General features: G+C 53.8%; 13 protein-coding genes. 3 read left to right on the plus strand and 10 right to left on the minus strand.

The features are described from left to right. Positions 1-73: 73 nt before the first annotated feature. The 9 genes from pglZ to OKC40_RS19445 form a co-directional block, all read right to left on the minus strand. On the minus strand, positions 74-2,113 hold the full coding sequence (gene pglZ, locus OKC40_RS19405) for a BREX-1 system phosphatase PglZ type B (protein ID WP_270796652.1): 2,040 nt from the start codon (positions 2,111-2,113) through the stop codon (positions 74-76). Between the two features lie 136 nt (positions 2,114-2,249). Beyond that, complete coding sequence (locus OKC40_RS19410) at positions 2,250-3,926, minus strand: DUF262 domain-containing protein (RefSeq protein ID WP_270796653.1); 1,677 nt, start codon at positions 3,924-3,926, stop codon at positions 2,250-2,252. Beyond that, positions 3,890-7,402, minus strand: coding sequence for an Eco57I restriction-modification methylase domain-containing protein (locus tag OKC40_RS19415; protein ID WP_270796654.1), 3,513 nt, complete (start codon positions 7,400-7,402; stop codon positions 3,890-3,892). Before OKC40_RS19415 ends, OKC40_RS19410 begins: the two co-directional genes overlap by 37 nt. A 177-nt stretch (positions 7,403-7,579) precedes the next feature. Further along, a complete protein-coding gene (gene brxC, locus OKC40_RS19420; protein ID WP_270796656.1) occupies positions 7,580-11,053 on the minus strand; it encodes a BREX system P-loop protein BrxC in 3,474 nt (1,157 codons plus the stop codon). Positions 11,054-11,070: 17 nt separating this feature from the next. Next, positions 11,071-11,619, minus strand: coding sequence for a BREX protein BrxB domain-containing protein (locus OKC40_RS19425; RefSeq protein ID WP_270796658.1), 549 nt, complete (start codon positions 11,617-11,619; stop codon positions 11,071-11,073). 13 nt (positions 11,620-11,632) lie between these two features. Continuing rightward, positions 11,633-12,397, minus strand: a complete 765-nt coding sequence (locus OKC40_RS19430; protein WP_215805225.1) for a hypothetical protein — start codon at positions 12,395-12,397, stop codon at positions 11,633-11,635. Between the two features lie 175 nt (positions 12,398-12,572). After that, positions 12,573-13,019 (minus strand): hypothetical protein, encoded by a 447-nt coding sequence (locus OKC40_RS19435; protein ID WP_270796661.1) that lies wholly within the window; start codon positions 13,017-13,019, stop codon positions 12,573-12,575. A gap of 432 nt (positions 13,020-13,451) precedes the next feature. Then, on the minus strand, positions 13,452-14,735 hold the full coding sequence (locus tag OKC40_RS19440; protein WP_270796663.1) for a metallophosphoesterase: 1,284 nt from the start codon (positions 14,733-14,735) through the stop codon (positions 13,452-13,454). A gap of 87 nt (positions 14,736-14,822) precedes the next feature. Next, positions 14,823-16,142 (minus strand): ADP-ribosylglycohydrolase family protein, encoded by a 1,320-nt coding sequence (locus OKC40_RS19445; RefSeq protein ID WP_270796665.1) that lies wholly within the window; start codon positions 16,140-16,142, stop codon positions 14,823-14,825. A 211-nt stretch (positions 16,143-16,353) separates the two neighbouring features. Between OKC40_RS19445 and OKC40_RS19450 the strand changes: the two genes are divergently transcribed. From OKC40_RS19450 to umuC, 3 genes are all read left to right on the plus strand, one after another. Next, the gene (locus tag OKC40_RS19450; RefSeq protein WP_270796667.1) at positions 16,354-17,271 is read left to right on the plus strand and encodes a WYL domain-containing protein; all 918 of its coding nucleotides are present in this window, start codon (positions 16,354-16,356) and stop codon (positions 17,269-17,271) included. 349 nt (positions 17,272-17,620) lie between these two features. Beyond that, complete coding sequence (gene umuD, locus OKC40_RS19455) at positions 17,621-18,064, plus strand: translesion error-prone DNA polymerase V autoproteolytic subunit (RefSeq protein WP_094697199.1); 444 nt, start codon at positions 17,621-17,623, stop codon at positions 18,062-18,064. Further along, positions 18,045-19,304, plus strand: a complete 1,260-nt coding sequence (gene umuC, locus OKC40_RS19460; protein ID WP_270796670.1) for a translesion error-prone DNA polymerase V subunit UmuC — start codon at positions 18,045-18,047, stop codon at positions 19,302-19,304. The genes umuD and umuC overlap by 20 nt, the downstream gene beginning before the upstream one ends. A gap of 31 nt (positions 19,305-19,335) precedes the next feature. On the opposite strand, the gene OKC40_RS19465 is transcribed toward umuC, so the two are convergent. Beyond that, complete coding sequence (locus tag OKC40_RS19465) at positions 19,336-20,364, minus strand: Fic family protein (protein WP_199416953.1); 1,029 nt, start codon at positions 20,362-20,364, stop codon at positions 19,336-19,338. Positions 20,365-20,564 lie beyond the last annotated feature (200 nt).

The following is a 20,564-nucleotide window of genomic DNA, read 5'->3' on the forward strand; positions in this document are numbered from 1 at the left end:
TCAGGCAAGGGGCAACAGTGGATCAAGGGATGATCGTCTCACTTTTTCCTGTCAATGCCATCTGGGTGAACAGTTACGATACAATCAGCTCTGGCGTTAAACACTCCTGCAGACTCACACCGCCGTGATTGTAGTAATCCCCTGCCTGGAACAAACTGATCCCGGGGGCCATCACTACTCGTACTGCGGGGTTCCAATGCCAGGGGCATTGCAGGTAGTCACTCTGGCCATTACCTTTCAAAATGGCGCAGCGTGGCGTGCGCAGTTCTGTCATGTGTTTGGTCAGCTCTGCTTTAGGTAGCTTCTCTGGGCTCCATAACCAGCCATGGTCGGTCACCACATGCACCCTGGTCCAACCGGCATCCAACAGACTCACAATCCGCTCAACCACCCCCTTTAAGGCATGATCGATAAATCTCGGCAGGCTCTGCTGACGCTCGTGCCCAAGATTATCCAGATCACCACACTGCACCCAAGCCTTACCTTGTTCTGGCTCACCACAGTCGTGCCCTTCCAGATATTGCCAACCCGCTTGGGCTAGCCCTTTCTTGAAATGATGGCTCGAGAAATCAGCACCACTTTCGGCAAATTGCGGGACAAATTTGTCGCTTTCCAGATCCCCGGTTAATAAAGGGCTAAGGGGGGTCACTGCCGCTTTCGCTGTCGCCGTCAGACTAGGGAGTGCGCTCCAGCGGGTTTTCAAGCTTGCATGAAGGTTAGCCTGCGCCAAAAGATGCATAAGACGATGGCCCATATCAAGACGCAACCCATCGACAAAAAAGAGTATGGTACTGGCCCCCTGGTATGCTCCAACAGGCTCTTGCACCCCCTGGCCACCCGGATAACCCTGGCTCTTCACCAAGAGCTGGAAGTGCAGGGTCACCGCTTCCAACCAAGGGGTATAGAGTTTACCAAGCAGTGCTGCGGCTACCTGCTCCATAGCGCTATCGCTCGCCAAGGCCATCACTTGCAGGGCAAGATCATCGGTCTGCCATACCTTCTCCTGGTAATAGCGGGCCATGGTCTCGATATCCGGCCCACCTAATGGTTGACGAGTCAGTTCACTTAACTGGCTTAATGGATCAAGCAACATCGCCCAGGGTGAGAGCCCGAGCCCGGCCCACAACCACTCACGCCGGGCTGCATGCTCAACGTTAAGCGACGTCAGGCGGGTACGAATGGTTGCTACCTCCTCGTTAACCAAGGCGGTGAACGTCTGCGCCAGCCGTTGCTCTTCATGCTGATTGCAAAAGGGATATCGGGCTGGCTCAGAGAGCAATTCGCTGGGCTGCACCTGATGCAGTGACTTAATCAATGAAGAGTGGTGTGCGGCGGTGTCGCTAAAACGCTCCCACACCGCTTGCCAAGATCCCTGTGCATCACACAGCAGCGGTAACAACGAGGCGATCTCAGCGTTGACAGGATCAATACCAAACGCATCTTGGCTCTGACCACAGAACCGCTGCCAGCGGTTGCTCTGTTGCCACTCCTTTTGGATAGCCTCAGGCTCATTGAGCCAAGCCAGCATATTGCGGATCGGGTCGCCCCCCGCCAACGCATAGAGATCGCTGGTTTCTAACCGTTTTCCCTGCAAACTGGCGGCCTGGGCTTCCAGCAGATCAGGCAACACCTCAAGCAACGCTTGCTGGGTTTTACAATCTTTGGCGACATCAAGCTGCAACCCCACTTTGGGATTACTTAAAAAAGAGCCGACGCTCCAATCCCGACCGGCAGTGTTATAGGCCCACCAGCAGCCGCGATACTGCAACTCGGCAAGGGGTTGCAGGGCAAGCGAGCATTGGTCGATAGCACGCAGATCTTTGCGACTAACGCCGGGCAGATAGAGGATCGGGATTGTATCAGTAGGCAGGGATTGCTCTGGTGCAGTACCAGCAATCATGCACTTTAGCCAAATGGCAGGGCCGGTGCGTTCGGCGGGTCGATACTCCCCCAGCTCGAGCAGCTCGGGTAAATAGCGCTTGATAATCGGCATGGCAGCTTGCCACTGCCGGGTTTCATCGGTCCAGAGCACCACTGCGGGCGGTACCTGCACCTGAGAGTTATAACACGCGCTGTCGCGCAATTGAGTAACCAGATAGTCGATAACTTGCATGGAATTCTCGATTCTGTTTCGCGCCTTAAGGCTTTAGTCAACCCATGGCGGCTCAGCTCGCCATGAACAAAGGGAGAGTGGCGTCCTATCTTCCTCACTGACATTCAAACTAATGTACGACAGCAAAGGCTGCTTACTAATTCAAATTCCAATTTTGTTTACAGACGTTCACGAGCATTTTTTGCCGATTGTCAACTATATCAGGCGTCCACTGGGTCTCTCTCAAAACCTGTGAGGTAAGAACATAAGAACTCACTCCCGATCTGCCGGTGAAATAACTGGCTTTCTTTTTTTCAAAATTGTAATTTGATGCAGCAGAGTTCTTTGCTCTTGTTAATGGAACCAAGTTACCTAGCTTATGCAACCAATACTCACGCTCAAATGATGTCGGCCACCAACTCTCCCACTCTGAACCCGAAGCTACCGTTTGTGGCAAGACGTGTTCAATAGTCAGCACGTTATAGTTATAACTCGCAGCGCCATCACTCAAGAAAGAGTCCAACCGCAGTAACAAATAGTTTCTTCTTTTCGCGGTCAGAAAGTAAACATCACTGTTTATTACCTCTGCAAAGCTACGCTTCTCAGCAGCTTTTAGTTTTATGCTCTCAATGACTGGGCCGTTACGCTGCTCGATCTCATTTAAGACCTCAGCATAACGTTCAATTCGCTGGTTGATATTGGCAGCTGTGATATGCATTTGAGCTGCAAGACACTCCAAATCTCGAATGAATGTCAAAGTGGCCCCATGATCATCACCATATCGCTCTAAATAGCTTATGGCAACAGGCAACCAATCTGCGTTATCAATGCGATTTAACCAGTTGAACAGCGAATTAATTTCTCCAGCATTATGACTTGATTCATAGCAGGAAAACTTGGCCTTTATATATGCCTGAGCATAAGGCTCGATGACATCATCGATTAATGATTCCGCTGATAATGATTTTGATAAAACATGTTCCTTAAACTCTTCGAGCAAAGAGCGTTTTGCCTTGCTCTTGGCGTAGATCATTCGAATAAAACCAAGCAGATCATTGAGTCCATCGCGGCCGGTATCAACTTCAATTTCCTCCCATCGGTCATTGAAGCTATCTCTTTTTGACTCAGATATCTTACCTATTGCCTCAGCTTTGATGATGTCACTAGGCAGTAAATCGAGACCTCGATTGTTCAGCACGGAAAAGACCCGAAATGCAGATTGTTGACTTGGCGTTGATACAACAACCAAAAAGCAACGTGTCATTAAAAATATGCCGAAACCTAGTAGTTGCTCTTGGGTCACAAAGTTATTTTTCAACCGATTTAGTAACAGTGCAGAGTTATTTTTAATGTGCTTTTGTGACTCATTTTCTAACGCTGCATCAGGTTTAGCGGCTAAGGCATCAAAATTGAGACTTTGCACTGTCTCGGTGAAAAAGTCCTTATCTCGAGGGCGAAGCTTCAATCGAGGTTTGGCTTCAATGCCTTGCAGGCGCTTACCAGGCTCCATGACATAGGTCAGGCACTCATCACGATCGCTGCCGCTTAACAGCGAGGTCAATGCTGCAATGAAGATCGTCAGCGTTGTTAACCGCTGTTGACCATCGATGACATAAGAGTGGGGGTGATTCTCTTCTTTGATGAGGACGATACTACCCAGGAAATAGCTATCCTCGCGCTCATTCTGATAAAAATCATAAAGATCATCAAACAGTTCGCCAGCTTGTTCCGTCGTCCAGGCATAGGGCCGCTGATAAGGCGGAATTTCATAGTGAAAATCCGAGCTAAAAATTTTGCTCAATGGATATTCAGCGCCTGTGATTTTTTTAGACATATATCCAATCCATCCTTAGATTTTTTTTCAGCGGCTTGTTGTCTCGCATCACGCTTTTCGGCGAGCGACAAGTGGTGATCGTTAATACGCGCGCCCTCTTTTTCACCATATTGCAGGCCCAGAGTGTACCAAGGGGCTGAGGCGACGTCGTTACCGCGATCCTTGTTCCAGTTGATATTCGGCTTAAAGCGCAGGATACCGGCGCCTTTTTTGCCGACATCGGCCGCTTTGAGGAAGGGACGGATATTGAGGCGCACCCCATCATTAAGGTCCGGCTCCCAACCGATGGGTTGTTCGGCTAGGGTCTTCCAGCGCACAAAGATATCGAGCCCCTTTTCACCGGCCAAGATGGCCTCGAGGCGCTGTTGCAGGTTTTTGGCGGCGGTGAGGCGCTCTTCGGCGCCATCGCGCGCTTCTTTTACCCCTTGCTCCTGAATACGGATCCAGTCACCCAGGTAGGTGTAGATCAGGCGCTCTAAGCCGGAGCGATCGAGCTTGTGATAGTTGACCAGGGCGGAGAAGCCATCTTTTAGGCCGTCCCAGATATGCCAGATAAAGGGTCTATGTTGGAACAGTTTGCAGTGCTGCTCGAAGAACTTATCGCGCAGCCAAAGCTCCAGGCTCTTGCTACCTACGGCAGTCAGCAGCTTATCCAGGGCACCGTTTTTCCAGTCATCCTCGTAGGCCGCCACCAACAATTTTTCCAATCGGGTATGGGCCGGAGCTTCACCGCGCACAGCTGGGAGGCAGACGATACCATCTTCATCGGCAAAGGCGTTAAGCTTGGCTACCTCATCGACCAGCTGACGCTGCTCATCGGCCAGCTCCATCTCTTCGCCCAGCTCGGCGGGCCACTGATAACCCAGCAGCCGCGCTACCGCCACCTGCAGCACGGTATCATCAAAGCGCACCGGCCCCTCTTTGGTCCATTTGCTGGCTTCGTCCCACACGACTGAGGCGCAGGGGTGGCCGTGGAAGATCCATTGGGTTGGATCATTCGTGTAGGGCTTTGGTAGGCCATTTGGATAGTCTGAGTTTGCAACCTGCTTCCATTGTTCTAAATCAAATGGAACCTTTAACAAGGTGGCATTTGTTACATTTAATTTTTGATCTATCCTCCTCACATTCTCATTGTATTCATCAGAAGAGCAATAGGCCCACAATGAGGCTAGATGTTCTTTGTTTTTTGCAAAAATGACATTTACATTCCCATCAAATTTTTCCCCACAAAAATATGATGCTTTAAGGCTTCTCATTTGATTTATAGCAACACCATATTCCCCCCAAGCCTTATTTCCGGACTCATGCATATCATGAAGCATATCACGCCGCTCTGCAGCAAACGCATGTAAACGCCCAACGCCATTTTCCCACAGAATAACCTCATGCATTCCACCGAAAGAATTTAAAGCATTATTGCTATTTCGATAAAAATCCCACTTATCAGAGAAAGCAGACAATTCCCAGAACAGGCGAATAAACAACTCTTTCTCACCAGTACGTATGCCCTGGTAACACTCGCAAAAGTCTTTTAATAATGGATGTGATGAAACCTGACTATCAAGACTAATTCTGGAATCAGGATTCATCAGTTGGCCCATCTGACTGATTGGCTTGATAATTATTGAACAAAGAGCCTGACTCTTCTCCATAGCAGTCTTCAGTTCTGCAACATCCATCCCACGAAGTAAAGCCTCTTTAGGTGCCACACCTTTGCTGAGGGTAATTAATGCGACAAAGGCCCCTGCTGCGGAAGCGGATTCAAAACCCTTTTCGCCAAGACGAGCCAATAGATTCCAGGTCTGCTCGGTTAATAGCGTTTCGCGGAATTTCTTATAACTGGTCAAAAATAACCAGTTTTGCGGCAAGACAATGGTTGAACTGCCACCCTGAGGGTTAAAGTCCAGGCAACGCTCTAAAAAGACGGTGGCCAGATCGGCTTTGGCTTCCGGGTAGTAGTTTTCACAAAAATCCTGCAGCACGGCGCACTGCTTACCGCGCCCCAGATAGGGGACATTGGTGGCCACCAGATGATAACGACCGGCCAGCAGCTTGGCGGCCATGGCCAAGCCTTGAGCGGCCACTTGTGTCTCTTGGCTCTCGTCGTCACTCTTGGCTGCATTCTGCGCCTGCGCATCGAGCAGTTGCTGCCAGGGGGCCGGAGCACCTTGGGCCTTGCCTTCATAGGGGGCACGCTGGATATCGATCAGACTCCCCAGCACGGGGGCGTCCTTAAACTGGCGTTTTAGCCAGCTAAGCGCGCTCTCCAGCTGCGGGTTTTGCTTGGCCAGTTGCTGCCATTCCAGGCTTGCCGCCTCGACATCTTGGCCGGAGCAGGCCAGCTGCAAAGCAGGCAGAGGGCGATAGCCACCGGCATCGGGGAAGCGCCAGGCTTCCAGCGCCAGGGCAAAGGCGGCAATCTCGATGCAGCGGCCATCGAGCTCCAAGCCATGCAGGTTTTGGGAGAGCACCCGCTCAATGGCGGTGCGGGCATCGATGCTTTCTAGGTGCATCCGCATCGGCACCAGCATCAGAAACAGCGCCACTAAAAAGTGGCCGGAACCGCAGCACGGATCCAGGGCTTTTAGTTCACTGATCTCGGAGGGCCAAGCGTCATACCAGCCGCCGGCCGGTTGCCAGCGCTCACCTTGTGCATCGCTGACTTTGACAAAGCGCAGGTAAGAGAGCGGCACGCCGTCGATGGCGGCGCGCTCGCGCAGCTCTTGCTCGCTGCTGGCATGACGCAGGTGATCTTGCGTTAACCGGCGCTTGGCCCACCAGGCACCCAGGGCGTTATCCAAGAGGAATGAGACCATATAGGGCTCGGTAAAGAGCTGAGTGACCGGGCTCAGCTCATCAGCCCCGATGGGCACGCCGGACTTGTTGACCTCGTCCTTGCGCTTGCTCTGCCAGAACTGATAGCACCAACCCAGGCTGTCTTGTGCCTCGAACACCGCCGGTGACAGGGCCATGATCAAGCCTTCGAGGGTGCGCTGATGGTTGATGGGCAGGCGCACCGCCAGCACCGGGGAATCCACCCGAAATACCTGGGGTAACATTTTGGCTGCCAAGTGCCCTGCCAGCTCCCAGGCGCTGGCGCAATCGGTCTCTTCTTCTAACAGCTCTGCGCACTCATCCAGGGTGACCGGGGTATAAGCGTCATACATCAACAGGTTGTTTTGCTCCAGAAAACGGGCAAACAGCATGCGGTGCCACTGCTCGTAGGCCATCTCGGCCAGCAGGTGAGCTGTCTCTTGCTTGCCATTATCGTGAAGCGGGTCGCCCAGTTGGCGAGCGTGGGCTCGCAGGCGGTTACGCAGCTTGCGCTGAGCGTCGTTCAGAAAGGCAGGCACTGTGGCATCAGCCACCCCTAAGCGCTCAATCTCTTCCCGGCAGGCGGTTTCAACTACCTCACGGGCAGCAAGGACGGTGCTTTCCAGCTGGTTTCTTAAAGTCTTATCCAGGGCTTGTCTCATGGTGTGGTCTTATGCCTTTTGTCGGTCAGGCTAGATAGGGGCGACTCGCTCCCCTCTCTTTGCCTTACTGGGCCTGAATCTGGGCCCTTAAATAGAATGCGGATATTCGGTTAAACAGCGCAGCGGCGAAATAAAGGTGCCGCTGCGCTGTTTATTTTGGCGATCTTGCGTTGCTCACTAGCTAACGCGTACCGGGTTACCTTGGGCCAGTTCGCTGCGCACCTGATCTTCTACCTGGGCCAGCCAGGCTTTCAGATCTTGTTCTGATTCAATTAGCGGCTTTGGCAGCGAGATATGACGCACCTTGGGTTTGAGTAGGGTGACTGCATCGCTCAGGGCCTTATCAAAATAAGAGGTCAAGGCTGAAATTCGATCGTTCCACCCCTGCCAGGAGCAGTTATCCAGGCTCTGTTGCACCTCGTGCAAGCTACCCAGTTTGAGTGCTGGCAACTTGGCAATGCCATGCTTGGTGAGCAGTTGGCTCTGTTGATCGCCAGCGAGCTTGGCCCAACTGGGGTCACTGTCGAGTTCGCGGTAGCAGGCCTGGTACTCCTGCTCATAGCGGTCACAGTGCGCCATGATGGTATTACGCAACGCATCAATGGCTTTGTTGATCAGTGGCTGCACCGGCGAGGGGCTTTGCAACAGGGTACGACCGGCACGCAGGGCCTCGCATTCTTGATTGAGCTCAGCAAACACCGCCAGTTCACGGCAGTAGGGCAGCAGACCTTGCAGGTTGTCCCACTGCTCTTTGCGCTCGGCTACCAGCTCTAGCTGCGCTTTCCAGCTCTCGTATTCGGCTTGCAACGCCTCTTTGCCTTCAAAGGCGGCGAGCAGTTGATCATTACCCGAAAGAATGAGCAGCTCATCGAGTCGCTGGGTTGAGGGGGGCAGTGGCAAGGGAGCCTCGCCCCCGAGACGGCGAGCCAGCGCCTTGGCCTGTTGTAATGCGTCGGCAAGCTTGCTGCTCTCCTCTCCGGCATTACAACTCACCCCCAAGCTGTTGATCAGACTGCGCACCTTGATCAGTTGCACCTTGCCGATGGTGGCCGTTTCGGGGCGGAAATGGGTCGGGCCGACCTGAGCGCGCTCCAGGCTGCGCGCATCGGTGGCATTGAGTTTGGCATCGCTGGCTTTAAGTACACCCGCTGCCAACATGGCAAAGAGTGCGCCATCGATAGCATCGCGGGACCAGCCGTAAGGGGCTTTACCAAAGTGTTCGCGCACTTCACTACCGGTTTTCATCACTCCGATAAACTTTCTGATCTCACGGCAAACCGGGTGGTTTTGCGCCTCCCCCTGGTGGCCAATTGCCTCTAGCGCATCGGCATCTCCCTGGCTGGCACGGGTGTATACCTTGGCCCACTCCTTGTGATCGGCCATATCGAAGTTGCGATAGAGGCGCACGCTGGCCGTTTCTGCTCCGGCTTGCAGTTGCGCCACCAAGGTATCGCCCCCCACTTCACTGCCACCGGAGAGGCGTAGCCACATCATCCCTTCCATCTCAGCAGTCAGGCGTTTTACCTCGGCTTCGGCATTACGCTGGCTCGACATCATGGCGGCACGGGCCTCTTTGCCCGCTTCGGTCATCACCGCATTTTGTTTGACATCCAGGGTCATGGTGGCCGCCTGCTTCTCAACGATGGCTGCGTTCAGGGTGCTTTTGCGATCAGAGGGGATATAAAGGTAAAGGGTGCCATTATCTGCGCTATCGGCGCGCGCCAGCTCTTGGATCTGCCGCTCTGGCAAGGCCGGTGCCCAGACGTAGAGCTTCTCTTGTGCATCTTTAGGCAACTCATCATCGAACGCGACATTCAGGGTACGCCCCTCTGCCACCTGGCCTTGGGTAAGGCGCACTTGACTAACCAACTTGCGCACTATGGTGTGCACCAGTTGATTGCGCAGGCCATCGAGTCGAGCCGGATCGGCACGCAGCTCCGCTTGCTGCTGGCGATACATGTCATACCAAGCCTGGCTCTCGGCCGTTTGCAGGCGATACTCAATGCCACTTGCAGACTGCACCGCCATGATCAGCGAAGCTTTTTCCAACGCCTGCAGCGCCGCATTGACTCGTGGCCGCAGGTCATGCTTCTCGTTCTCCAAATCTTCGATCAGCAAGTCAGCCAGGGTTTCTGCACTGGCGTGAATGCCGTAGTCAATTTCGCTCGGCAATTTGCTGACCATCAGGATGAGGGAGAGGATCCGTCCCTGCAGGATCTCTTCGGGCGAGCCATCTTTGAACTTGCCAATCTCGGCATAGATCTCTTGCCCCACCACCCCGCTATTGACCAGATCGTTGACGATTTGATCGTAAATAAAATCGGCCGGGATAAGACAGCCAAGCGGCTTTTCTGCACCGTAACGGGTTGCCTCATGGGTGATGCGGAGTTGGTTACGCAGCTGTGAGCCGGTGCCGGTTTTATCCAGGGCTGGCAGCAACTTTTCCCAGAAACGGCGACGCACCGGCAGCAACGGATAGTCGGCCACCATCCACTGTTCGTCATCCCGTTGATGTTCAAACTTGGAGCCCCGCAGATGGCGGCTGATCTCGCCCAGGTTTTTCTGGATAAGATCCTCGACTGCACCCTTGGCACTCTCTTTTTTCTGCAGGATCACTTTGCGGATCACTGCATCCACATCGGTATCGGCCAGTTGTACTGTGACCACAAAGCGGCCCATCAGGCGTTGCAGGTTAGGGGTGTCACTTAGCGCACTTTGCCCGGTGGCAACAAACAGCAGGCGTGATTTAAAGCGGCTCGCCTTGCAGCAGGTTTCAATCACCTCTTGCACATCAAAGGCGCGGTCTTCATCTCCGCCCACATACTGCTGCACCTCATCAAGCACGATCAGCGTGAGCGGCAGCTGACCATTGCGCTCCAGGGCATCCATGACTGCATCGACCATCTCGTCGTTGGTGATGTCTTTGACCTCTGGGAACTGTGCACGCAGTACCTTGGACATGTCTGGCGCGTTAGTGGCCAAATCAGCGAAATGGGGCAACAGTGCCTGAGCCATTACAGGAGAGACGTAGAGATTACGCAGCTCTCTTTGCCAAGGGTCTTGATCTGCTGCTGCTTTGCCATGCAGTCTGACGTACTGTTGCACAGCATCGAGTACCCCTTGAGATTTCAACCACATCACAAAACGGGCTAGATGGTATTGCTCTGGTAATCCCACCGACTTGAAGATGATAGAGAGAAATGCCAGGCGCACATTGCCACGCTTGCCCGCGCCCAAGGTGCCCGAAGCGGCATGTAAGCCCTGATACTGGTGGGAAAACTGAGTAAGCTTGGCAAACTGCTCGCGAATACCTGCAGGGAGATCGGCCAGGCTCAAGGGATCGGCACCATCAGAGAAGCGTTGATTGGTCCAGAAGGTGCGTAGCATCTTGGCCAAGTGAGATTTACCCGATCCGTAGAAACCGCTGATCCAAACCCCTGACTGCTCAACCTTGGCTTCTAGCTTACTCAGATAGGCCGCTAGAATTTTCTGCATGCCCGCCTCATAGGCGCCATCACAGACAAAGGTTTTCAGTTCGTAGCGCAGGGTCGCGAAGGACTCGGCACTCTGATCATCGTTGACCACAGCCACACCGTTGTTGGCCAACTCAGATTGCAGCGGATCGTTGCTGTAAATCTCTCTATTTAGCATCCCGTAATTCCTTGTTGTTATTCGTTATGGTGACAGATGGCGGTGGCGTGATATCCCCACCCATCCTTGGCATCTAAAAGACTAAAGTTGTTGTCGTGATACTCGCCGGGGAAGAAGACCACCAGCTTGCCTTTTACTGCTGGAGAGAGCGCCTTCACCAATCCAGAAACAGAGGCAAAACCAAACAACGTGCCAGTACCCAGCAGGGCCACTACATCGTTGCTTCCCAGGTTTTTATCGACTTCCTCTTTCAGGCGCTCGGCCAACTCCTCGGCAAAAAATTCATAACTGCCCACTAGCAGCTCCGGCTCGGCGAAATAGGCGTCTGCATAGTCGTGTTCCCCCATCCACTTGGGGAAGGCATCTGTAATATCCAACAACTGCCAGCGGTGACCATGCTGCTCAACGGCCAGTTGAAATTCAGTGACCCGAGCTCGCAGCTTTAACTCATCTTCTTTGTGGTGTACCACAAAGACAGCGCGCTCTTCGGCAGATAGCACCGAGCGCCAAGGCACCGAGATATAAGTGGTAAAACGCTTAATCAGTTTTGAGAGGCGATCACCCATGCTCTCGTTCTCCTCAAGATGCTGGCGCTATTGGCCAGAGGGGGAAGCGGATTTCGACAATGCCACTAGCCTGCTTGTAGCTAATTACGCCATGCAGCGATGCCATGTAGGCCAGCTCATATCCCTCTGCCGGATCCAGGCTTAGCAATTGAAACCAGGGAGTCTGAAACAGCCCTTGCCCGGCACGCCCTTCACAGTGACCGAGAAAGAGTGCAAATGCCGCATTGACATAGGTCACGATCGGACTGGTTCTCACTTTTTTGTATTTGCCTTGCAGGAACCCGGCGTGTGTCCAACTGCCGTTGATATTCTGGGCAAACGAGCGCAGGGAAGCCGGGCTGAAACGGTCAGGCTCAGGGGCGGCTAAAACGTGTTCCACCTGTTCACGTCCCAACACATCTCCCAACGGGGTCGTACTAATCAACGACTGGGTTTGCCTTAATAACGGGTCCCTGGCCAGCGCAAGTTGCAAGGTCAACAGAGGTTGAGCCTCTTCACTTCGCTCCCATAGCTGGCGAAACACGTGAAACAAAGGGATCTCTGGGGAGATACCATACAGATCGACCAGGTGGCGGAACGTCAACTTGCGGGCATTGTCGCTGCTTTTATGCAGCACATTGTAAAGTTCGATATCTTGCTGATAGTCATGCCGGGTTGCCTGCTCAGGGCGACCATCCAGCAGCGTTTTTAGCTCGCTATACATCAAGCTTCTAGCCGAGTGGGCCCCATTTTTACCAAATTTAAAGCCCAGCTTAACCAGGTGTTCTTCGCTACTCATAAATGCTCTATTGACCCTAACGGCGCTCAGTTCATGCTATCAAAGGAGCGTCATTCTACCCCTCAGAGGGCGATTGCTCTATGAAGCCAGGTCACCAAAATCACTTATTTCTATTGTTCGACCAAAATGCATCCAACAGGCTGGTTTCCAGCTCAACCTCACGTAAATAGAGTGATCATTTCCCCATCAACAACGAAGGAGGTCTGCTATCACCGGTACACTTCAGCCGCGCCAACGCATCGACTCTGCAAACTGTGCCGTCGGACGCTCGCAGATTACCGAGGCTATCCTCACGCCAAGTTACTCGCTCACCGGTTTTGAGGTTGCTGCCACGCACATTGCCCAACGTGTCTTCACGGTAAGTGGTGCCATCACTCCCTTTGAGGTGACCCAAGGAATCGGTGCGCCAGGTGATGCCCGTGCCCGAGTCTTTGATGTTGCCCAGTGCATCCTCACGCAGGGTGCCCTGTTTGCCATCGTTACACTGATAGCGGGTATGACCCAACGCATCTTCCCGATAGGTGCAGTCGGCGGCAAACACGACTTGCGGCGTTAGGCCCAGCAGCAGTGCGGCCAGTGACAACTGGCGTGTCGCTAACCAAAAGCCGGGTTGGTTACTCATCGCATATCCCCTCTGACGTGAGCTCGGCTGACTATACTGGGCCAGCCGCGCAGCTTCGATACTGGGGTTTTTCACATGTCGTGTTTTCAGGCAGGAGTGCGATTTACCATCGCCACTCAGGCCTTGAAGTGAGCTCATGAATGGTAGTGGTCTGACCATCTACCTCGGTAAAGGGGTAACCGGTCTCCAGATCCATGCCCAGCGCATAAAGATCGCAACACGGGCAGATCGCATAAATATCCCTGCCCTTTGCCAGCACACTCGCAGGAATTGATTTAATCGACGGGTGAAGCTCACGTTGAATCTCGAGTAGTATCTCATGGCTAATGTCTACCCGAGGGGTGTCACACTGTTTGCAGCGATCACCCACTTTCAAATATCGTTTCATGTTTCTGCTTTCCTGCTAAATAAGTTATCGATGCGGGCCCGGGATCAATCCCTGTCTTGATTCATAATCAGCCGCAACCGCTTGGCCAAACGGTCCGCACAAACAGGATCCAGATCCTGATTGAAATAGACTTTGGTTATTCCCATCAGATAAGCGGATAAATCGCCCCAGCTCGCTTGTTGAGCCAGGGTAGCAAGCTTAGTAATGTGGTCGTCATATTCGCTCTGGCACTGGTCAAGCCCGCTGACAAAGGCGGGATCCCAATGGTTCAGCAGACAGTGACGAATCACCTCACATTGATCTGGCGTCAATGACACGGGGGGATAACGACCTGCAAGTTGATTGAACAACGCCATCATTGCCACCAACCCCTCCTGACCGAACGCCATGGTGCCCAGGTATTCAAAGTTGCGTTCATGCAACTGATGCGGCGTTTCATCATTCCACCAGCAGTAGGCCACCAACTCCCCTTGGGTACTCGCCGCGTTGTAATCGACACACACCACCTTATCGCTCAGTGGAGCCGGGAGCCCTGTCAGTGTGTAGTGACCAATAACAACCGGGGTTTCGATCACCGAATTACGATGCGCTTCTGCCAGAGGCACAGAGGGGATCCCACTGACCATCTCGGGTTGTACTTGGGCTATATCGCGATAGGTCTTGGCCTCTTCACACCACCACTTGATACGGACCCGGTGACGCTCGGTGCCGGATTTATCCAAGAAGCTGTAACCTTGCGGCAATGCCAACTCTGGTCCCTTGAGCAAGGTTTCACACAGCTGATACAGCTCGTGTCGCTCGTCGAAGGCATCGGGCCAATGCTCAGCCTTCAGGCTGTTGTCCTCGTTGAGATATGGCCGGATCCTTTGGATGGCGCCCTCGTGCCAACAGGCATGAATAGCCCTGACATGGCCGAAGTCATGAAAGAGGGGTTGCGTCATAAACCAGTGGATCCAGGCCTGATGTTGCTCGCTTCCCTCCTCCACATCATCTAGAAAACGCTGGTGTTGTTTGCGGTTGTTATCGCTGTGGCGACGAAGCGGCAAGCCTGTTTGGGGGTGACGTAGCGCCCAACCCACAGCATTAAATTCATGGTTGCCCATCACGTAACAGGCAAGTTCCTTCTCACACAGGGCCTTGACCATGGTCAATACCCCTTGATGATCTATCTCATGCCCTGGCCCGTTATCGATCAAATCACCGAGAAAAACCAATTTACGACGCTCTTGGTGTGGGTCAGGAATAAAATCAAGATGCTCTAGCAGAGCATGCAGCTTCCCGTATTGCCCATGAATGTCGCCGATAAAAATCAAATGTTGTCGCGTCATGAACTACCTAAAATCTGGCGGTGAAGAAGATTGAGCAATGGAAAGTGAAATGGCAGATGATCCAGCCCGAGATCCAATAAAACCCAATCAAACCACCAATAGTTGAGAAAATCTCTGCAATATCATGGCAACAAGACCACTGCGCACAGCATCATAGAGAAGGTTGTCGCAAAAACGATCCATCCGAATTAGTGCGGTCAACATGCAGCAGCAGTCGAGCCTGGACCAGGTCGCAATCACGGCACTCTGTGCCTGCTCTTGCTCTGCCGGTGTCAGGGATGATGGCTGCGCCATTACAGCGCTGGCTTGCGGCCAATCCGAACCGGTTGGCTGCATAATTCCCAGCTCATAGCAGGCAGAAGCGAGCACCAACGTCTGCTCATCCTCATTCTGATTTGCCACAACTTGCATACGCATAGCCAGTTCGGCCAATTCGCAGTCCTGAGGCAAGCGGCAGGTATTGGCGTCATGTAGAGTCAGTGCCATATTAGAAATCTTGTCATACCAGGCTAAACGCTCACGCCAACTAGCCGGGATTCCATCTTCGCCATAGTAGGCACCGGCCAGTTGGCCATAGATGGCAGCGACAGTGTCGGCATCATCCCCTAGATTGGCAGCCAGCAAAGCACCTTCGGCAAATGTAGTGCTATGCCAGAAACTCCATAGTGCCGCCTCCAGGCTGTGCACAACATAACCACTACTGGAAATCTCGTGGCGAGTCTTGTGGCGATATGTTCCACACGCGATCGCGTCTATCTCCTCCGGCAATACTCCCAACGCACTCAACTCAGACTCTGTCAGTTTCAGAACCGCATCTTTGCCAGCATCTTGGGAGGGATCGATAAGCAATGCCTTATCAATAAACAGTGCCATCAGTTGGCACGCCGCCACCGCGCGTGTTTCGCCATGGGTGGTCCGCGAACTCAATGCCGCTATTTCAATCAGCTGTGTTAGTGGATCATCCCGTAGTGATCGATGTTGACTGTAAAAGAGAACAATGGGCGCTAATCGCATCAAACTGCCGTTTCCTGCACTCATGGCATCTTCACTGCCGGGATAAAGATCGCCGCTTTGGCCATACCGATGCAGCGCACTTCTGACCGTGCTACCGATGTCAAAGCAATAGCCTGTCACTGAGTTTTCACCCTGCCGATACCAACGTTGATAGCGCGCTAACTGATCGAGCGGGTCATGACGATGACATGCCAACAGGCTGTCAGCCAGGCATAGCGCCATGCTGGTATCATCGGTCCATTGGCCAGCTTCGAGCTTAAATGGCCCGCCACCGATCATATCTGTCAATGCCGTGTAACTATCACGGGGAGCGAACTCTAGGGTTGTACCCAATGCATCGCCAATAGCCAGGCCAAGCAGACATCCCTTGGCGGCACTCTGTCTGTTTTTCATACGTGTAATTTCCATGGAAGAGAGATAGGCACCAATGCTCTGGCAAGACTGAGACTGTTGCGGGCCAATGATGCGGAAGAGTTGTCTTATGAAGGAAGGAAAAATATCCCCTGTTACCCTGCTGATTGACTGATCAAGTGGAATGAGTATATGTAGCCTAAATACACATGAAAATACTGGTTACATACACATGTCGCATTTTGGAGCACATATGACCCCCAAAGAGCTCACTTGGGATCAGACCCTGCGCTTTCGCCTGCTAGAGATCGTGTTGCAATGGGAAGGACGGCTGACCACCAATCACCTAATGACAGCCTTCAATATCGGCCGCCAGCAAGCATCACGGGATATCAATCACTACCTGACCTACTACTCACCAGAAGGGTTGATCTATGACCGAAGCCTGAAGGGATACAAGCCCACCGGGCAATTTATGCCGCAATTTAGTGAAGGAAAAGTAGATGAGTACCTGATGCTGTTACATCGTGAAAAACAGCACCAACGCCAACATGAAGCGGGGCTGTTGACCCTGCCGCTGATGGATTTGCGCTACGGCCATATCGAGATCTTGGATGTACCCAACCGTCATATCGACCCCAAGATTGTGCGGGGTCTGGTGCAAGCGGCTCGCGGTCAGTTGCGGGTCGATGTCGATTACGTATCCCTAAGCTCAGAGGAGCAGAGCGGCCGTAATATCGTGCCCCATACCCTGGTCTATGACGGGATCCGCTGGCACGTGCGCGCTTACTGCGAGAAGAAAGGGGTATATCTGGATTTTGTGATGAGCCGATTTCGTGGGGAACCTGAGCTACTGGATACCTCCCCTCACGGCCGGGATCAGGATCTGGAGTGGAACACCCAGGTCACTGCAGTGGTCATCCCCAATCCCACCCTGAGCCAGGGACAGCAGGCCATCATCGCCAATGACTATGCCATGCCAGATGGCAAGCTGCTGCTCAACCAGCGCATCCCTTTGATGCATTACGCGCTGGAGCGCATGCAAGTGAGCTATAACGGCGAACACCAACAACATCCCCTGCTCTACCCGCTAGTGTTGGCAAACCGGGACGAGCTGGTAGCCAAGGGTTGCATCTTCAAGCTCCGAAGCCCGGATTTGCGCGATAGTTAAGGGACTTAGGGTGTTCCCAGAATAAAAACATGACTACAGGAAGGCTAGCTCCGTTTGTACCTACTTACTTGCTCAAGAAAGTAGCTGACCAGCTCACCCTTATGCTGGCGTGCTTCGCTTTCTGTGCTGGCCAAGTGACCGTTGCGCTCCTTCCATACGGCATATGCGGCTGCCTTCTCGACCTCGATCCGTTCTTACTGCTCCTTCGGTAGAGTACACAGATTGTGACTCATACTGACCTCTTTGTTATTTATTAGCGCCATGGTACGCCATCAGTGGCATGCGGGACTTGCGCTGATTCAAAGGTGGCGCGCTATAATGGCTGTATATAAATACAGGCGTTGTTACCATGAAGCTGTTAACCCCAGACCCATCACCCGCCGAGGTGACCATCCCGCTGTTCTTGCACCGCGCCTCTTGCGGCTTTCCCAGCCCAGCCAGCGACTATCTGGAAGGGAAGTTGGACCTCAACACCCACTGCGTGGCCCACCCTGCAGCAACCTTCTATCTGCGTGCCGAGGGGGAGAGCATGACCGGGGTCGGCATCTTTCCCGGTGACTTGCTGGTGGTCGATAAGAGCCTCACCCCGCGCCATGGTGATGTGGTGATTGCACTACTCGATGGCGGCTTCACGGTAAAGACCTTGCAGCTCAAGCCGAGGTTGCGGCTGTTGCCAGCCAATCCGGCGTTCGCGCCTATCGACCCTTGTATGAGCCTCTCCCTGGAGTTGTTCGGAGTGGTCACCCATGTGATTGGCAATCTGAGGCAGCGTGATGGCCATAGCGCTCGTTGATGTAAACAACTTCTACGCCAGCTGTGAGCGGCTGTTTCGCCCTGAGCTGCGTGGCCGCCCGATCGTGGTGCTCTCCAACAACGATGGATGCGTGGTGTCGCGCAGCCCCGAAGCCAAGGCGCTGGGTATCAAGATGGCCGGGCCCTACTTCAAGATCCGCGAGCAGTTCGAGGCGCATGGCGGTGTGGCATTCAGCTCCAACTACGCGCTCTACGGCGATATGTCTGGCAGGGTGATGAGCACGTTGGAGACCATGGCCCCCGAGCTGGAGGTCTACTCCATCGATGAAGCTTTCCTGTCACTGTCTGAGTCGTTTGCCGGGGACCTGACAGCCTATGGGCAACAGATCCGGCAGCGAGTGTGGCAGTGGACCGGCCTCACGGTAGGGGTTGGGATCGGACCCACCAAGACCCTCGCCAAGCTGGCCAACTATGCAGCCAAGAAGTGGCCTGCCACGGGCGGCGTCGTGGACTTGCGTGACGAGCTGCGCCGTGCCCGGCTGATGGCTATCACCCCGGTGGATGAGGTGTGGGGCATAGGGCGGCGCTTGGGGGCCAAGTTGGTGGCACAAGGCATCAACACCGTGGCTGACTTGGTGGCTAGCGATGCCAAAGGGTTACGCGCCCAATACGGCGTGGTGGTCGAGCGGATCGTGCAGGAGCTGCGTGGCCTGCCTTGCGCGGAGCTGACCGTTGAACCGGCGGCGAAGCAGCAGATCCTCTCGAGCCGTTCCTTTGGGGAGCGCGTGACTGACCGTGGGGAAATGGCCCAAGCGTTGTCAGGCTTTATGGCTCGTGCTGCCGAGAAGTTGCGGGCCGAGGGAATGTGTTGCCAGCGGGTGCACCTGTTCGTGCGGACCAGCCCCTTTGACGAACGAGCCCCTTACTACAGTGAGCAGGCTGGCGTTCGGCTGGTCAACCCTAGCGATGATACCCGGTTGTTGCTGCAGCAAGTGAACGTGCTGCTACCGCAGATTTGGCGCGACGGTTACCGCTATCAGAAGGGGGGCGTCATGCTGAGTGAGTTCACCCCCAAGGGGCAGCAACAGGCTGACCTGTTTGCCCCGTCCTCCGCCCAATCAGATGCGCTGATGGCCGTGATGGACCAGATCAAAGCCAAGGGATTGGGACGCGTAGGCTTTGCCAGCCAAGGCACGGGGTCGCCTGAGTGGATGATGCGACAAGAGCACCTGAGCCCCTGTTACACTACACGCTGGGAGGACCTGCCGGTGGCGAGGTAGCCCTGAGTCGGTTAGCTGCGAGGCTAGGTGGTTACACGTCAGGATCCAGTACCTCCCAACGTCCGTTCTTACGCGGCCCAACAAAACGTAATCGCCCGTCTTTGACCAGCATGGCAACAGCCCTCTCCACTGTACTGGTCGACTTGCCAATCCGCTCTGCAACTTGCTTGAGCGTTATGGTCGGCTCAGCCGCCAGTTCCGCCAAGATGGCCTGGGGTGTTTTGACCCGCTTTTCTACCTGCGTTTCAACCTTCATTTCTACCCGCATTTTCTCCTGATGAGGTGATACTGCTGCTGGTTGAATCGCAATCGCCTGGGCCAGCGCATCGCGCAGCGCTTCCAGTAAAAAGAGGATAAACTCGGTACAATCACTGCGACTATCAGCCTGACTTAGCTGCTGATAGTAGTGATCTTGCCGAGCTTTGATCACCGTCTCCACTGGTAAGAAGGCCATTACTGGCTGCCAGCGACTCAATATCACCGTCTGCCATAAACGTCCCATCCGACCATTTCCATCCGCAAAGGGATGAATAAACTCCAACTCATAATGCAAGGCACAGGAAGCGATCAGCGGATGAGCCTCGGTCTCAGCCAGCCAAGTCAATAGCTGTCCCATTAGACGAGGGACCTGGTTCGCAGGGGGAGCCATATGCACTAACTGCTCGCCTCGATAGATACCTACGCCACCGCTACGCCAGTGACCCGCATCATCACAGAGTCCACGCATCAGGAGTCCATGAGCACCAAGTAAGTCTTCCGCTGAAGCCGGATCCCAATCAGGCATTGCTTCATAGGCCGCAAACGCATTACGGACCTCTTGGATTTCCCGTGGAAGCCCAAGCACCGTCTTCCCCTCAATCACTGCCGTCACCTGCTCGACACTCAGGGTATTGTGCTCTATAGCCAAGGAGGCTTGGATAGTGCGGATCCGGTTCTCTCGACGCAGCATCGGCACCTGGGAGCTCTGAGCAAACCGCCACTGCCCCACCAACTCGGCGATCTCCGCCACCCGACTCAACATGGCGTGGGTCAGGGTGAAGGGAGGGGAATAGGCTGCCATGGGTTACTCCAACTGATGCGATAACAAATGAGGGTTAGCTTAACAGATCCGGGAGCAGAAACTCCCGGATCAGATGCCATCTAAAACTGCAGTAAAAGTCTCTTATCAACACCAATAAGCCTTGTAACTGTTCACCCAGATGGCATTGACAGGAAAAAGTGAGACGATCATCCCTTGATCCACTGTTGCCCCTTGCCTGA

It is taken from the genome of Aeromonas sp. QDB11 (assembly GCF_027705265.1).
Taxonomy (GTDB): domain Bacteria; phylum Pseudomonadota; class Gammaproteobacteria; order Enterobacterales; family Aeromonadaceae; genus Aeromonas; species Aeromonas allosaccharophila.

What these genes read in the sequence shown, in the direction of transcription:
- OKC40_RS19435 (WP_270796661.1), bottom strand. Translation starts at nt 13,019, where the DNA reads ATGAGTAACCAACCCGGCTTTTGGTTAGCGACACGCCAGTTGTCACTG.
- OKC40_RS19465 (WP_199416953.1), bottom strand. Translation starts at nt 20,364, where the DNA reads ATGGCAGCCTATTCCCCTCCCTTCACCCTGACCCACGCCATGTTGAGT.
- pglZ (WP_270796652.1), bottom strand. Translation starts at nt 2,113, where the DNA reads ATGCAAGTTATCGACTATCTGGTTACTCAATTGCGCGACAGCGCGTGT.
- OKC40_RS19410 (WP_270796653.1), bottom strand. Translation starts at nt 3,926, where the DNA reads ATGTCTAAAAAAATCACAGGCGCTGAATATCCATTGAGCAAAATTTTT.
- brxC (WP_270796656.1), bottom strand. Translation starts at nt 11,053, where the DNA reads ATGCTAAATAGAGAGATTTACAGCAACGATCCGCTGCAATCTGAGTTG.
- OKC40_RS19440 (WP_270796663.1), bottom strand. Translation starts at nt 14,735, where the DNA reads ATGACGCGACAACATTTGATTTTTATCGGCGACATTCATGGGCAATAC.
- OKC40_RS19430 (WP_215805225.1), bottom strand. Translation starts at nt 12,397, where the DNA reads ATGAGTAGCGAAGAACACCTGGTTAAGCTGGGCTTTAAATTTGGTAAA.
- OKC40_RS19450 (WP_270796667.1), top strand. Translation starts at nt 16,354, where the DNA reads ATGACCCCCAAAGAGCTCACTTGGGATCAGACCCTGCGCTTTCGCCTG.
- OKC40_RS19415 (WP_270796654.1), bottom strand. Translation starts at nt 7,402, where the DNA reads ATGAGACAAGCCCTGGATAAGACTTTAAGAAACCAGCTGGAAAGCACC.
- OKC40_RS19445 (WP_270796665.1), bottom strand. Translation starts at nt 16,142, where the DNA reads ATGAAAAACAGACAGAGTGCCGCCAAGGGATGTCTGCTTGGCCTGGCT.
- umuD (WP_094697199.1), top strand. Translation starts at nt 17,621, where the DNA reads ATGAAGCTGTTAACCCCAGACCCATCACCCGCCGAGGTGACCATCCCG.
- umuC (WP_270796670.1), top strand. Translation starts at nt 18,045, where the DNA reads ATGGCCATAGCGCTCGTTGATGTAAACAACTTCTACGCCAGCTGTGAG.
- OKC40_RS19425 (WP_270796658.1), bottom strand. Translation starts at nt 11,619, where the DNA reads ATGGGTGATCGCCTCTCAAAACTGATTAAGCGTTTTACCACTTATATC.